The sequence below is a fragment of the Micromonospora musae genome (assembly GCF_003626545.1).
Classification (GTDB): domain Bacteria; phylum Actinomycetota; class Actinomycetes; order Mycobacteriales; family Micromonosporaceae; genus Micromonospora; species Micromonospora musae.
The window spans coordinates 407,769-421,270 of record NZ_RAZS01000002.1 but is presented as its reverse complement, the minus strand read 5'-3'; the positions used below and the strand labels follow the sequence as shown (position 1 = coordinate 421,270).

General features: G+C 73.8%; 13 protein-coding genes. 4 read left to right on the top strand and 9 right to left on the bottom strand.

The genetic code is table 11. The features are described from left to right. The first annotated feature begins 32 nt into the window (after nt 1-32). On the top strand, nt 33-2,153 hold the full coding sequence (locus tag D7147_RS06320; protein WP_120674549.1) for a cytochrome c oxidase assembly protein: 2,121 nt from the start codon (nt 33-35) through the stop codon (nt 2,151-2,153). On the opposite strand, the gene D7147_RS06315 is transcribed toward D7147_RS06320, so the two are convergent. From D7147_RS06315 to D7147_RS06305, 3 genes are all read right to left on the bottom strand, one after another. Then, complete coding sequence (locus D7147_RS06315; protein ID WP_120674547.1) at nt 2,137-2,955, bottom strand: HoxN/HupN/NixA family nickel/cobalt transporter; 819 nt, start codon at nt 2,953-2,955, stop codon at nt 2,137-2,139. The genes D7147_RS06320 and D7147_RS06315 overlap by 17 nt on opposite strands. Continuing rightward, a complete protein-coding gene (locus D7147_RS32375) occupies nt 2,952-3,632 on the bottom strand; it encodes a hypothetical protein (RefSeq protein ID WP_158609294.1) in 681 nt (226 codons plus the stop codon). Before D7147_RS32375 ends, D7147_RS06315 begins: the two co-directional genes overlap by 4 nt. A 256-nt stretch (nt 3,633-3,888) precedes the next feature. Next, a complete protein-coding gene (locus D7147_RS06305; RefSeq protein WP_120674545.1) occupies nt 3,889-4,278 on the bottom strand; it encodes a YkvA family protein in 390 nt (129 codons plus the stop codon). 311 nt (nt 4,279-4,589) lie between these two features. On the opposite strand from D7147_RS06305, the gene D7147_RS06300 reads away from it, so the two are divergent. Continuing rightward, nucleotides 4,590-5,543 (top strand): sulfite exporter TauE/SafE family protein, encoded by a 954-nt coding sequence (locus tag D7147_RS06300; protein WP_120674543.1) that lies wholly within the window; start codon nt 4,590-4,592, stop codon nt 5,541-5,543. 165 nt (nt 5,544-5,708) lie between these two features. On the opposite strand, the gene pdxR is transcribed toward D7147_RS06300, so the two are convergent. Further along, the gene (gene pdxR, locus D7147_RS06295; RefSeq protein ID WP_120674541.1) at nt 5,709-7,136 is read right to left on the bottom strand and encodes a MocR-like pyridoxine biosynthesis transcription factor PdxR; all 1,428 of its coding nucleotides are present in this window, start codon (nt 7,134-7,136) and stop codon (nt 5,709-5,711) included. 141 nt (nt 7,137-7,277) lie between these two features. On the opposite strand from pdxR, the gene D7147_RS06290 reads away from it, so the two are divergent. Then, on the top strand, nt 7,278-8,582 hold the full coding sequence (locus D7147_RS06290) for an FAD-binding oxidoreductase (RefSeq protein WP_120674539.1): 1,305 nt from the start codon (nt 7,278-7,280) through the stop codon (nt 8,580-8,582). Nucleotides 8,583-8,651: 69 nt separating this feature from the next. Here D7147_RS06290 and D7147_RS06285 read toward each other — a convergent pair whose 3' ends face one another. Beyond that, nucleotides 8,652-9,989 carry an MFS transporter gene (locus D7147_RS06285; protein ID WP_120674537.1) on the bottom strand — a complete coding sequence of 446 codons (1,338 nt, stop codon included), beginning with the start codon at nt 9,987-9,989 and terminating at the stop codon, nt 8,652-8,654. A gap of 72 nt (nt 9,990-10,061) precedes the next feature. Between D7147_RS06285 and D7147_RS06280 the strand changes: the two genes are divergently transcribed. Continuing rightward, the gene (locus D7147_RS06280; protein WP_120674535.1) at nt 10,062-10,943 is read left to right on the top strand and encodes a LysR family transcriptional regulator; all 882 of its coding nucleotides are present in this window, start codon (nt 10,062-10,064) and stop codon (nt 10,941-10,943) included. Nucleotides 10,944-10,965: 22 nt separating this feature from the next. On the opposite strand, the gene D7147_RS06275 is transcribed toward D7147_RS06280, so the two are convergent. The 4 genes from D7147_RS06275 to D7147_RS06265 form a co-directional block, all read right to left on the bottom strand. Next, nucleotides 10,966-11,571: a response regulator transcription factor gene (locus D7147_RS06275; RefSeq protein ID WP_120674533.1), complete on the bottom strand. Its 606-nt coding sequence runs from the start codon at nt 11,569-11,571 to the stop codon at nt 10,966-10,968. Next, nucleotides 11,568-12,725, bottom strand: a complete 1,158-nt coding sequence (locus D7147_RS33345) for a sensor histidine kinase (RefSeq protein WP_147437358.1) — start codon at nt 12,723-12,725, stop codon at nt 11,568-11,570. Before D7147_RS33345 ends, D7147_RS06275 begins: the two co-directional genes overlap by 4 nt. Before the next feature lie 5 nt (nt 12,726-12,730). After that, nucleotides 12,731-12,859 carry a hypothetical protein gene (locus D7147_RS33340; protein ID WP_267900752.1) on the bottom strand — a complete coding sequence of 43 codons (129 nt, stop codon included), beginning with the start codon at nt 12,857-12,859 and terminating at the stop codon, nt 12,731-12,733. Nucleotides 12,860-13,018: 159 nt separating this feature from the next. Then, a complete protein-coding gene (locus D7147_RS06265; protein ID WP_147434628.1) occupies nt 13,019-13,486 on the bottom strand; it encodes a hypothetical protein in 468 nt (155 codons plus the stop codon). Between the last annotated feature and the right edge of the window lie 16 nt (nt 13,487-13,502).

Genomic DNA, 13,502 nt, shown 5'->3' with positions numbered 1-13,502 from the left:
TCCGCCGTTCCCCACTGCCGAGGTCGAAGCACATGTCAGACATCCGCTCGCCCCAGGCTGAGCCGTCCCGTACCCCGGACGCGCCTCCCGCGACGGCGGTCCGCGACGTCCCGAGCGTCAAGGCGCCCGGACCCGGCCACCGCTTCGGCAGCAGGGTGGCCCTCGTCCCGCTCGCGGCCGCGGCGGCCGCCGCCGCGGTGCTGGTGATCGCCCTGCGCGCCGGCGGCGCGCTCGCGGTCGCGATCCCCGGCCTCCCCGATCCCGGGCCCGTCACCACGTGGGCGCTGCCATCGATCCGGCTGCTCGGTGACGCGCTCGCCACCGTGACCGTGGGGCTGCTGGTCACCGCCGCGTTCCTGCTACCGGGGGACGGGTCGAGCGTGTCGCCGCACGGCTGGCTGCTGCTGCGCCGGGCCGGGCCGCTCGCCGCCGGCTGGGCGGCCGCCGCGCTGGCGCTGATCGCGCTGACGGTCTCGGACGTCCTCGGCGTGCCGCCGCAGCGGCTCAGCCCGGCAACCGTGGTCAGCTTCGCCACCTCGATCTCCCAGGGGCAGGCCCTCCTGCTCCAGGCCGGGCTGGCCGTGACCGTGACGGTGCTGGCCCGGGTGGGGGTGTCGCGCGGACTCGCGGCCACGGCGGCGGTGCTCGCCCTCGTCGCGGTGACGCCCCCGGCGTTCACCGGACACGCCGCCGGGGCCGGCAATCACCAGACCGCGGTGAGCAGCCTCGTGCTGCACATCCTGGCCGCCGCGCTCTGGGTCGGCGCCCTGGCCGCGCTGCTGATGGTCCGCCGCAGTCGACAGCTCGCCGAGGCGGCCGCCCGATACAGTCGCCTCGCCCTGGGCTGCTTCGTCGCCGTGGCGGTCAGCGGCCTGGCCAACGCTGCCGTGCGGTTGGGCGCGGTGGAGCAGCTCTGGCAGTCCCGGTACGGGTGGCTGGTCTGCGGCAAGCTCCTCGCCCTGACGGTCCTGGGTCTCGTCGGTGCGGCACACCGCTCCGCGACGCTGCCCGCGCTGCGCGATCGACGGCGGGGCGCGTTCGCCCGGTTGGCGGCCGGCGAGCTGGTGCTCTTCGCGGCTACCTTCGGGCTGGCCGTGGCGCTGTCGCGCAGCCCCACCCCGGTCGCGTCCGACCCGGTCGACGCCGATCCGATCACCGAACTGCTCGGCTTCCCCATGCCCGCCGCCCCGACACCGGGCAACCTGCTCGGCCGGCCGCTCCCGGACCTGTTCTTCCTGACCGTGGCCGCCGTCGGGGCGTACGCCTATCTGGCCGGTGTGCGGCGGCTGCGTCGGGCCGGGCACTCCTGGCCGACGGCCCGCACCGCGAGCTGGCTGGCCGGGCTACTGGTGTTCGCCGCGTTCACCGGGCTCGGCTTCGCCCGCTACGCGTACGTCCTGTTCAGCGCCCACATGGCGCAGCACATGGTGCTCTCCATGGTGGTTCCGATCCTGCTCGTCGGCGGCGCCCCGGTGACCCTTGCCCTGCGTGCCCTGCGCCGGCCCGCCGACCCGCAGGTCCGCGGTGCCCGGGAGTGGTTACTGCGCGCCCTGCACAGCCGATCCACCAGGCTGCTGACCCATCCCGTGGTCGCACTGGCCCTCTACACGAGCGGCCTCTTCGGCCTGTACTTCAGCGATCTGCTCGGCACCCTGATGCGCTCCCACCTGGGCCACCTCGCCATGGTCGCGCACTTCGTGGTCTCCGGTTACCTGCTGTTCTGGGTGCTCATCGGCATCGACCCCGGCCGCCGTCGGGTTCCCCACCCCATCCTGGTGCTCGTCCACCTGATCGCGATGATGGCGCACGGCTTCTTCGGCCTCGCGCTCATGCAGACCACCACGGTCATCGCTCCCGACTGGTACGTCTCGGTCCACCCCGGCTGGGCGGCGCCGCTGCTGGAGGACCAGCAGCTGGGCGCCGGCATCGCCTGGGCGTTCGGGGAGCTTCCGGCCGCGTTCGTGATGGGCCTGCTCGTCCGCCAGTGGATCCGCGCCGACCGGCGCGAACAGGCCCGCCTCGACCGCGCGGCCGACCGGGCCGCGGCCACCGGCGAGGAGGACGACCTGGCCCGGTACAACGCCTTCCTCGCCGACGTCAACCGGTCCAGCGGTGACGGGCACGGGGGCGGTGAGATCAGGCGACGGTGGTGAGATGGGCCGCCGCGACCGTGGTGATGCCGAGGCCGAGCGCGGTGATGCCGACGGCGGCGAGCACGGGGGCGACCCGGGTGGCCAGTCGCAGGAGGGCGTGCGAGTTCGCGCCACGGACGACGACCGAGTTGCCGGCGATCGCGAGCAGGCCGACACCGAAGAGGACGACGGCCATGCCGACCCCGAAGGTCAGCACCAGGAGCAGCGCGAAGGCGGCCCGGCCGAGGAACAGGCCGGTGACCAGGACGAGAAAGGCGGACGGCGAGGGCACGAGACCGCCGGAGATGCCGAGCATGAGCAGACCCGGACGCTTGGTGTGCTCGTGGCTGTGCCCGTGATCGTGGGTGTGCCCGTGGTCGTGACCGTGATCGTGGCTGTGGGAGTGGCCGTGATCGTGACTGTGGGAGTGCCCGTGACCGCCGCCGCGCAGGTGCCGACGGACGAGCCAGACGCCGGTGGCCACGGCGACCAGGCCGGCGGCGAGTTGCAGCCAGGTGGTGAGCGCCTCCATCCGGATGACGTTCGCGAGGGAGAGGAACGTCCACGCGACCCCGATCACCAGCACCGAGATCGTGTGCATGGCGGCGACCGAGCCACCCAGCCAGGCGGCGTCCCGGACGCGCCCGCGCGAGCCGACGAGGTACGCCGCAGCGAGGCTCTTGCCGTGCCCCGGCGCGACCGCATGGCCGGCGCCCGCGACGAACGCGAGCAGGAAGGCCAGCGGTGTCACGCCCGGCGAGTGGATGAGGTCCTGGAGCTGGTCCGGAACGGACGCTGCCTGGACGGCGGCGAGGGGTGTCATGCGGCGACCTTTCGGCGACGGTTGAACCGGCGGAGCAGCACCAGCGCCACCACCACGACCGGCAGGGCGCCGGCCGCCACGGCGGCGAGCTGGACGGCGGCGCTGCGGCCGAGGTTGGCGCTCTGCGATGCCGGCCCGCCGGTCAGGACCCAGTCGTGGGATTCCTGGACCGAGTCGTACACCTCGCGTTGGCCGTTGGGGCCGGTGGCGAGCGCGCGGTACGCGGAGTTCAGGTCGGTGAGCATCCGCATGCGGACCGTGGCGGTCTCGACCGGTCCGGGGCAGGTGAAGTCGGCGGTCGCGCCGGCTCGGGCGAGCGCTCTGGGCGGCTCGACGCTGCCGACGCAGGGCTGCCCGTCACCGGTGACCGTGATCCGTTCGAGCAGGTAGGCCGGGAACTTCTCGGACGCCCCGACCAGCCCGGGATCCGAGTACTGGTAGTCGACGTTTCCGTCGGAGAGGACGCGGTCCTTCGGCAGCAGGCCGAGGGAGACGCCGAGCAGGGTCAGGTCGTCGGGGCCGCCGACGCGCCAGCGTACGCGTACGACGTCGGGCCGCTGTTCGTCGCGCGCGACGTCCACGGTCTGCGGGTCACCGAACGGGTGAGCGGCCGCTGGCGCGGGCGCGGCCGTGACGGCGGCGGTGACGGCGAACGCCGCCAGCGCGAGGGCGCACACCGCGCCGCGCCAACGACGACGGCGGTGCGGGGGCAAGGAGAACGCTCCGGGTCTTGTCGTGTCGAACCGCAGCGAGTCTGGCGAGCCTTCGGAAACGGGCAGGTCCGAGCCAGTGATGAGCAGCGGACCACGGTGTGAACAGTGTGTTGATCAGCCACGTCGGCGCTTCATCGACCCGAGGCACCTTGCTAGCGCTCGGCGGCCCGCTGCGCGCCCGGCCGCGCGGACTCGTCCGTGGAGTGCCGGACGATGGGAGCTATCGCCCGCCGAGGAGCCGGATGAGCAGGCGTGGATCTCCGGGCCAGGCGCCGAGCAGCACGTCGCGAGGCACTTGACGTGCGGCGTAACGCAGCGCCAGGGCGATGACGACGATGTCGTCGAGGGGACCGATGATCGGGAGGAATTCGGGGATCAGATCGATCGGGCTCATCACCCACAGCCCGGCGATCATGATGGCGAGCCGCGCCCGGCCGGGCACACGGGGGTCCTTGCGGAGCCGGCGGACGGTGGTCACGCAGTCGGGGACGAACGCGGCCAGGTCCCGGGCGGTGCCGGGCGGTAGGCGGCGAGCCAGCAGCAGAAGCAGCGCCCAGGTCGCGACCAGGCAGGCGGCGGCGACGCCGAGACCGATCAGCCAGGTACGCACGACTGCACGCTACGCCAGACCGCTTTCCGCACGGGCCCGCCGGGCGACGGACGTGTCGGCCGAGCCACCGCCGATGGATGACCAGGGCGGAGCAGCGGCGAGTCGGTCGTGTGTGGAGCCCGGCCACCGTGGCGGACGACGATCACGGTCACTACGCCCGCGAGGCGGAGTCGAACGGGGTATTGCCCTGCCTCCATGCCGACCGTATTCTCCACCAAACAAGTAGGAATAGTAGTCAGATCACCCGCACCGATCCGCCGGCCGGGCAGCGTCGCCCGACTCGCCACCTCCCCACCCCGATTGGAGAACTCGTGCGAAGACTGCTCCTGCTCGCCCTGGTCGGCCTGGGCGCACAGCTCGTCGACGGCAGCCTCGGCATGGCCTACGGCGTCACCTCGACCACCCTGCTGCTGGCCATCGGCACCAATCCCGCCGCCGCGTCGGCCACCGTCCACCTCGCGGAGATCGGCACCACGCTCGTCTCCGGCGCCTCGCACTGGCGGTTCGGCAACGTCGACTGGAAGGTCGTCGCGAAGATCGGCATACCCGGTGCGGTCGGCGCGTTCGCCGGAGCGACGTTCCTCTCCAGCCTCTCCACCGAGACCGCCGCGCCGCTGATGTCGATCATCCTGCTCGCCCTCGGCCTCTACATCCTGGTCCGCTTCACCGCCGTCGGCCTGCCCAAGGGCAATCTCGGCAAGCCCCTGCGCAAGCGGTTCCTCGCACCCCTGGGCGTGGTCGCCGGGTTCGTCGACTCCACGGGCGGCGGCGGGTGGGGCCCGGTCGGCACGCCGGCGATCCTGGCCAGCGGCCGGCTCGAACCCCGCAAGACCATCGGTTCGATCGACACGAGCGAGTTCCTCGTCGCCGTGGCCGCCAGCGTCGGGTTCATCATCGGCATCGGGTCCGAGGGGGTCAACTACACGTGGGTCGCCGCGCTGCTCATCGGCGGCATCATCGCCGCCCCGATCGCCGCCTGGCTGGTCCGGCACATCCCGCCCCGCGTCCTCGGTTCGGCCGTCGGCGGCATCATCGTCCTCACCAACACCCGCACCCTGCTGCGCAGCGACTGGATCGACGCCTCCGACGGCGTCCGTTACGCCTGCTACGCCGTCATCTACGTCGCCTGGGCCGCCGCCCTCGGGTGGTCGTTCCAGCAGTACCGCAAGCACCGCGACGAGGAACGGCAGATCATCGCCGAGGCCGAGGCGGCCGCGACGGCCGGCGGGACCTCCGCGGCGAAGGCCGGCACGCCGACGGTCTGACGTCGGCCCACCCGGCGGCTCGCGCTCCGGCCCGGCCCGCCCACGTCGTTCGACCCGTGGCGGTCGTACGACGTGGGCGGGCCGAACGGCGCGACATTCAACGGCGGCGGGCGGGAGCATGGACAGTGGACGACCCGTGGGCCGGTCGGTCGGAGCGGGGCAGGATCAGCCCTCGGCGGGCGGCGGGAGGATTCGACCCAGTGCTTCCAGCGCCGGCCCGTACCCGTGGTCGGACGGGGTGGCGTAGCCGACGACCAAGCCGTCGTGGCCGGGCATGACGGCGGCCGGATGGCGGAAGTCAGCGAGCCCGTCCAGGGCGATCGACTGCCGGGCGGCGGCCTCGACCACGGAGCGTTCGGTCCCGGGTGGCAGCCGCAGCACCGCGTGCAGTCCGGCGGCGATGCCGGTGGGCGCTATGTGCGGAACCTGTGCGGCGAGAGTGGCGACGAGGCGGTCCCGGCGAGCGCGATAGCGCTGGCGCATGCGGCGAAGGTGCCGGTCGTAGTGGCCAGACTCGATGAAGTCGGCCAGGGTGAGCTGGTCCATCACGCTCGCCCAGGCCTCCCGTTCACCCTTGGCGGTCAGGACGGGGGCTACCAGGTGCTCGGGCAGCACCAGCCAACCGAGGCGCAGCGCGGGCGACAGGCTCTTGCTGACCGAGCCCAAGTAGACGACGCGCTCCGGGTCGAGGCTCTGCACCGCCCCCACCGGCTCCCGGTCGTAGCGGAACTCGCCGTCGTAGTCGTCCTCGAGGATCAGGCCACCGCAGGTTCGGGCCCACTCCACCGCAGTGATCCGCCGCTCCGGGTGCAACGGTCCTCCGGTCGGGAACTGGTGCGCGGGCGTGAGCAGCGCCGTCCGTACTCCCGGAAGGCCCGCCAACTCGTCCGTACGGGCACCGTCCTCGTCGAGCGTGAGCGGGAGTGTACGGACGGCGGCCGCCGCCAGCACGGCACGGTGGAAGGCGAGGCCGTAGGACTCCACGGCCAGTGGACCACGGAGGACCCGACCGCCGAAGAGCAGCCGCAGCGCATGGGCGAAGCCGGAGCACACCACGATCCGGTCCGGTGTGGTCCGCACACCGCGCGCCCGTGCCAGGTACTCGGCCAGCGCCCGGCGTAGTTCGTGGCGGCCCTGCGGGTCACCCGGGCCGAAGGCCTCGTTGGGCGCGGCGTTCAGCGCGCGCCGGGCCGCCGCGAGCCAGGCCACACGGGGGAAGGAGGCGGCATCGGGCTGGCCCTGCCGCAGGTTGTGCACGGATGCGGCCGGACGGGTGGGGGTCGGCTTCGGCACGCGCGGGACCCGGGCGGCTTCGGTGCGCCGCGCCACCCGGGTGCCCGATCCCTGCCGGGCGACCAGCCACCCCTCGGCAACCAACTCCGAGTAGGCGGCGGCGACGGTGCTGCGGGCGAGGCCGAGGTCGGCGGCGAGCGAGCGGTACGGGGGCAGTCGGGCACCGGCGGCCAGCCTCCCGTCGCGTACGGCGCTGCGGAGGGCTCGGGTCAGCGCGGCACGGCGGCTGCCCGGACCGGTCAGCTCCAGATGCAGGTCACTGCCGAGCCGCTCCGCCAAATTGACCCACGAACCTGCCATGAGAATGCACCCTACCCACGGTCTTTCGCCGTCCTAGCGTAGTGATCATGACGAGCGAGGACACCGCCGCCCCGGCCCTCGACTCGCCTCCGCCGGAACTGCCCGGTACGTCGTCGCCTGCCAATCGGAAGGAACAGCACCATGAACGCTCCGCACCTGCCGCGCTCGGTCGTCCGAGGCCGGGTCCTGCTGCCGGGAGACACCGACTTCGACGCTGCCAGCCGGCCGTGGAACCTGGCCGTCGAGCAGTCCGTGGCGGCGGTGGTCGAGGCCGCCGACGCCGACGACGTGGTCGCGCTCGTCCGGTACGCCCGCTCCGCCGGGCTGGCCATCGCGGTCCAGCCGAACGGGCACGGCGCGACCGGCCGCGCCGAGGGCACGATCCTGCTGCGCACCGGCCGGCTGGACGGCCTGAAGATCGACCCGGCCACCCGCCGGGCTCTCGTCGGCGCGGGCGTGCCGTCGGGCCGCGTCCAGGCCGCCACCGCGCAGCACGGCCTCACCGGCCTGCCCGGCAGCTCCCCCGTGGTCAGCGTCACGGGCGTGGCCCTCGGCGGCGGACTGAGCTGGTTCGGCCGCGCGTACGGCTGGGTCTCCGACGCCGTCACCGCCTTCGACATCGTGGACGCCGAGGCCCGACAGCGGCACGTCACCGCCGACACCGACCCGGACCTGTTCTGGGCGCTGCGTGGCGGTGGCGGTGACTATGCGATCGTCACCGCGATCGAGCTCGCCCTGCAGCCCGCACCGCGCCTGTTCGGCGGCCGGGTGCTCTGGTCGGCCGCGCACGCACCGGAGGTGATGGAGGCCTACCGACAGATCACCGCCGTCGCGCCGAACGAGCTGACCGTCTGGCTGGACCTGCTGCACTTCCCCGGCGCCGATCCCATGGTGGCCGTCGACGTCACCTACCTCGGTGCCGAGCGGGAGGCGCGCGACCTACTCGGCCCGCTGGACCACCTGCCCCGCCCGATCTCCGACAGCAGGCGGGCCATGCAGGTCTCCGAGCTCGGTGGTATCACCGCCGAACCCACCGATCCCGGCGCGGGCCTCTCCCGCGGCGAGCTGCTGACCCGTCTCGACGACGCCGCGGCCGAGACCCTGCTGGCCGACCCGATCGCACCACTGCTGAGCGTGCAGATCCGGCACCTGGGCGGCGCGTTGGCCCGTCCGTCCGACAGCCCGCACGGCCCGCTGACCGAGCCCTACGCGCTCTACCTGTTCGGCATCCCCACCGACCCGGCGACCGCCGAGCAGGTCACCGTCAAGCAGCGTGCCCTCGCCGACGCTCTCCCGGTCAGCGGACGCAAGCCGCTGACCTTCCTCAACCCCACCGAGAGCGTGTCCGACGCCTTCACGCCCGCCGTCCTCACCCGACTGCGCGGCGTCAAGCGTCGCCACGACCCGCGCAACCTCGTCCGCTCCAACTTCCCGGTGGGCGGCTGACGCGGTTCGACCACCTCGGCCCTGCCGCTGCTTCGCGCGCAGGGCCGGTGGCCGTGGTGCGGCGGACGGTTACCGGGCTTGCGCGTGCTGCCGCCGCGCGCCGTCCGTGCCGGGCACGCGCCCGCGACCGGCACCGGTCGCCGTGGTCCCGAGCCCGCCGGCGGCGGCGCGAACGTCGCCGCGCCCCTCGTCCATGGCGACTCGCGACGGGCGGCGGAGGCGGAATCGGCGAGGGATTCTCAGCCACGGGCCGGCGAGGAGCGCGACGGCGACCTGGGCGACCCCGGCGGCGACGAGAGTCGGTCCCGCGCCGACCGCACCGATGACTGCTCCCCCGGCGAGCAGCCCGATCGAGACCGCCCCGTCGTGCACGAGGCTCTCCACCGCGAACGCGGCTCTGCGGTCCGGGCCGGAGCTCTGGGTGCTGATCAGCCGGTTGAGCGCGCCGATGCCGAGCGGCATGCAGAAACCACCGGCCGCGGCCACGCAGCCCAGCAGGACCAGGGACGATGCCACGGCGGGCAGGACCATGAACGCCACGCCGAGGAGGGCCCATCCGGTCGCCATCGTCGCGAGCGCCGGCATCCGCGGAACGAGCAGCGGGGCCAGCAGGGCACCGGCGAGCGAGCCCAGGCCGTAGCCGGTCATGCCGGCGGAGATGAGCAGTCCGGGCCGCCCGGTCTGGGCGCCGAGGATCGCCAGGCCGAGGGTGAAGGCGAACCACACGAGCCCGCCGACTCCCGACATCGTCACGGCCCGGCGGATGTCCGCATGCCGTGCGAGCACGTGACGCAGGGCCGGCGCGTCGGCCGGGCGGTCGGGCGGGGCGACGGAGACGGCGCCGCGCACGGTGAGCAGGAGGAGGGCTCCCGCGCCGACACCGACGGCCTCCGCCCAGAGCAACGGCAACGGCCCAGCGGCGGCGACGGCCCAGCCGGCCACCGGCGGCGCCAGGATCATCGTGCTGCGGTGCAGGAAGTCCTGCCAGGTCAGGAGTCTCGTGGCGACGGTGGCGCCGAGGCTGTCGCCGATGTCCGAGAGCAGCGCTCGCTGCGCCGGCCCGCTGAGGGCGGTGGCACATCCGGTGACGAGCCCGGCTGCCGCGAGGTGCGGGGCGCCGACCGTGCCGACGGCCGCGGCGACCGGAACGACGAGCAGGCCGGTCACCTGAACCGCGAGCACCCAGGCGAGGGCCCTGCCGGAGGTCAGGCGTTGACGCAGGCCCCGGGCCCACCAGGGCGAGGCGAGCATGGGCAGCCCGACCGCTCCCCCGACCAGCCCGGTGGACCATGCGGATCCGGTCTCGGCGAGCGCGACGAGGGGAAGCGCCACGGCGGTCGTACGTTGGCCCATCCAGGTCACGAAGGTGGTTGTCAGCATGGCGGCGATGTCGCGTCCGTTGTTCACGCGACCATCCTTCGGTCGGAAAGAAGCCGCTGGTAGATGGCGGATCGGCAGGGCAGCCCATAGCCTGACGATATGACCTCATTCCCCTCGGTCGAGGACCTCCGGCTGGTCGAGGCCATCGCCCGGCACGGCTCGCTCGGGGCCGCCGGGCGGGAACTGCTGATCAGCCAGCCGGCCGCGAGCAACCGCCTGGCGGCGCTCGAACGGCGGATCGGCGAACGGCTCTTCGACCGGGACACGACCGGGGCGCGGCCGACTCCGGCCGGCCGTGCGTTTCGCGCGGAGGCGGACCACGTCCTCGATCATTTGGGGCTGGTCTTCGACCGGGTCCGCGCCGCAGCGCGCGCCCGCACGTTCAACGTCGGCACGTTCGGCAGCCTCGCCCCGCTGCTCTTTCCGGCGCTCGACGAGTTGCTGGCCGACTCGACGGTCAACCAGGTGACGGACCACGGCGATCGGCTCGTGGAGTGGGTCGGCGAAGGGTCGCTGGACGCGGCGTTCGTCGCCGTCGCCAACCAGATGCGTCTGCCCGCCACCGTGGGCGCCGTACCGGTGGCCGACGACCGACTCGCCGTCCTGACTCCACCGGCCGTGTCGCTGCGAGGTGGCCGGCGGCCGTTCGCCGACCTCGATGTCGTCACCTACACCTACGACATGTCCGCGGACACGCTGAACCAGCGACTCTCCGGCCTTGGTGCCCGGCCTCGCACGGCGGCCACCGCCGAGACGGCGGTACGGACGGCACGGCTCTCGGGGTGCCCGGCCGTCCTGCCCCGTGGGTTCGGGCTCGCCTACCGGCAGGAGGGGGATCGTCTCTCGGCCGCGCCGTTACCCGGCCGGCTCACGCTCTTCCTGGTGACCCGCAAACCCACTCCGCACGTCTTCGCCGCGGTGGTGAACCGGCTTCCCGGTCGCCTCGGACTGCGGCGCCCGACGGCGCGACGATCCGAGTGACCCGGCCGGCGCGGACCCGGCTTCAGAGCCAGCCGTTGGCCCGGGCGCTGAGGGCCGCCTCGATCCGGTTGCGGGTGCCGGTCTTGCCGATGGCGGCCGACAGGTAGTTGCGCACCGTGCTCTCCGACAGGTGCAGACGGACGGCGATGTCGGCGACCGTGGCACCGTCCACGGCCGCGGCCAGTACGTGCCGCTCCCGGTCGGTGAGCGGGTTCGGGCCGGCCGAGAGCGCCGCCGCCGCGAGAGCCGGATCGATCACCCGCTCACCGGCGAGCACCCGCCGGACGGCCACCGCCAGCTCCTCGACCGGCCCGTCCTTGACCAGGAAGCCCGCCGCACCGGCCTCCATCGCCCGCCGGAGGTAGCCGGGGCGGCCGAACGTGGTGAGGATCAGCACCCGGCACCGGGGCAGCTGCTCCCGCAACGTGGCCGCGGTGTCCAGGCCGCTGCCGTCGGGCATCTCGATGTCCAACAGCGCCACGTCCGGGCGGAGCCGCAGGGCGGCTTCGAGCGCCTCGGCGGTGGTCCCGGCCTCGGCGACCACCTCGATGTCGGGTTCGAGGTTCAGAAGGAGGGCCAGCGCGCCGCGCATCATGCCCTGGTCCTCGGCGAGCAGCAGCCGGATCACGGGGTCACCGGCCCGGCGGCGCGCGCGGGGAGCCGGGCGGTGAGCAGCAGCCCCCGGCCGCGCGCCGGGCCGACGTGCAGGGTGCCGCCCGCCTGCTCGACCCGCTCGGTGAGCCCACGCAGACCGTTGCCCGGCTCCGGCCGACCGCCCACGCCGTCGTCGCGTACGGTCAGCACCGAGCCGTCCACGTCGGCGCTGACCTCGATGTCGCACCGCGAAGCCCGGCTGTGTCGCAGCACGTTCGTCACCCCTTCCCGGAGCACCCAGCGGAACGCGTCGTCCGCCGCCACGTCGAGCGGGTGCCCGCACTCCCGGACGGTGACCACGATGCCGACGTCGGCCAGGGCGATACGCGCGTTCTCCAGCTCCCGGCCGAAGCTCTGCTCGCGGTAGCCGGTGACAGCCTCGCGGACCTCGGCGAGGGCGGTGCGTCCGATCCGTTCGATGTCGGCCGCCTCGCCCGCGGCCCGGCCCGGATCCGTCGGGGCGAGCCGGCGCACCACCTCGGCCTTCACCACCACCAGCGAGAGCGTGTGGCCGAGCAGGTCGTGCAGGTCCTTGGCGAACCGGAGCCGTTCCCGCTCCACCACCGTGCGGGCCAGCTCACGCTGGGTGCGGCGAAGCTCCTCCACCAGGCGGGCCACCCGGGCGAAGGCCAGGGTCATGGCACCGGCGAGCAGTGTGATCAGCGCGAGCTGGGCGATGTCGTCCGCCGGCAGCCGGTGCGCCACGCCGATCACCAGGACGGCGGCGGTGCTGCCGCCGACCCAGCCGAGTCCCCACCCCACCCGGACCAGCCCCACGGCGCCGGCGGTGCAGACGTACATCAGCAGCACCGGCCAGCCCTCCGGCGCACCGGCGTACGCCGCCGCGAGCCCGACCCCGAGCAGCGCGAGCAGGACGAGCCCGCCGTGGTGCAGCGCCGGTCGGACCGGCAGTTCCGCCACCGGCACCGCCACCAGCGCGAGGTAGAGCAGCGCGAAGACGATCAGCCCGACCGTCGCCGTGGGCGCGTGGTCGATCTGCCCTCGGGTGATCGCGGCGGCCGGTGGCAGCAGCAGCCACAGCCACAGCGTGTGCGCCGCGACGAGCAGGAGCCCGCGCCGTCGCCGGCTTCGCTCGACGGGGCCCGTGGCAGGGGTGGCGCCGGCCATGTCGGTCACCGTAGCGGCAGCCCGAGCCGGGCGAGGGTGGTGTCCCGCGCGACGGTCGGGTCGAGGTCGTCGACGGCTCGTGCCGCTCCGAACCGTCGGGTGAGTCCGGTGCGGCGTACCGCGATGTCGTCCACCTCCGCCACGCTACGTACGCGGGCGGGACGACGGCAGAGCCGCCGGTACCCGGCCGGCCGGGACAAATGTCCCGCACCAACGGGCCACGGCGGCGGCATGCCGACCGGCCCGGCACCCCGCATGTGGACGGAGGCCGGGCCGGTCGTGGTGGTGCGGCGTCAGCTCGTGGCGAGGGTGGCGGCGATCCCGCAGCCGACCGCGAGGACGATGATCGCCACCAGGACGATCGACAGGATGGCGCCGGGCCGGGCGAGGACCGGCTTGCCCGGGTCGAGCGGCGCCGGCGAGAGTGCCGCCACACCCGGCGTCGGCCGGGGCGGGTCGAGCCGCAGCAGGCGCCGCAGCCGGAAACCATCGATGATCAGGAGCATCGGTACGGCGATCACGCCGACTCCCCACCAGCCGAGAAGCAGACTGCGGTTCGCGTGGTGGCGGAACATGGCGAGGCCGCAACTGCGGCACATCCAGCCGCGGTGGCTGGAGATGACGTAGAGGATCACGATGCTCGTGACGGACTGGAAAGCCGTCCGCACTGCGGGCTGCCCGCCGCAGAACTGGCACTCCCCGTCGGCGGGCGGGCGAAGCGCTGGGGACGTCGCGTCCCCGGGCAGAGGTGTTACGGACATGAGGGACTCCTGCTCG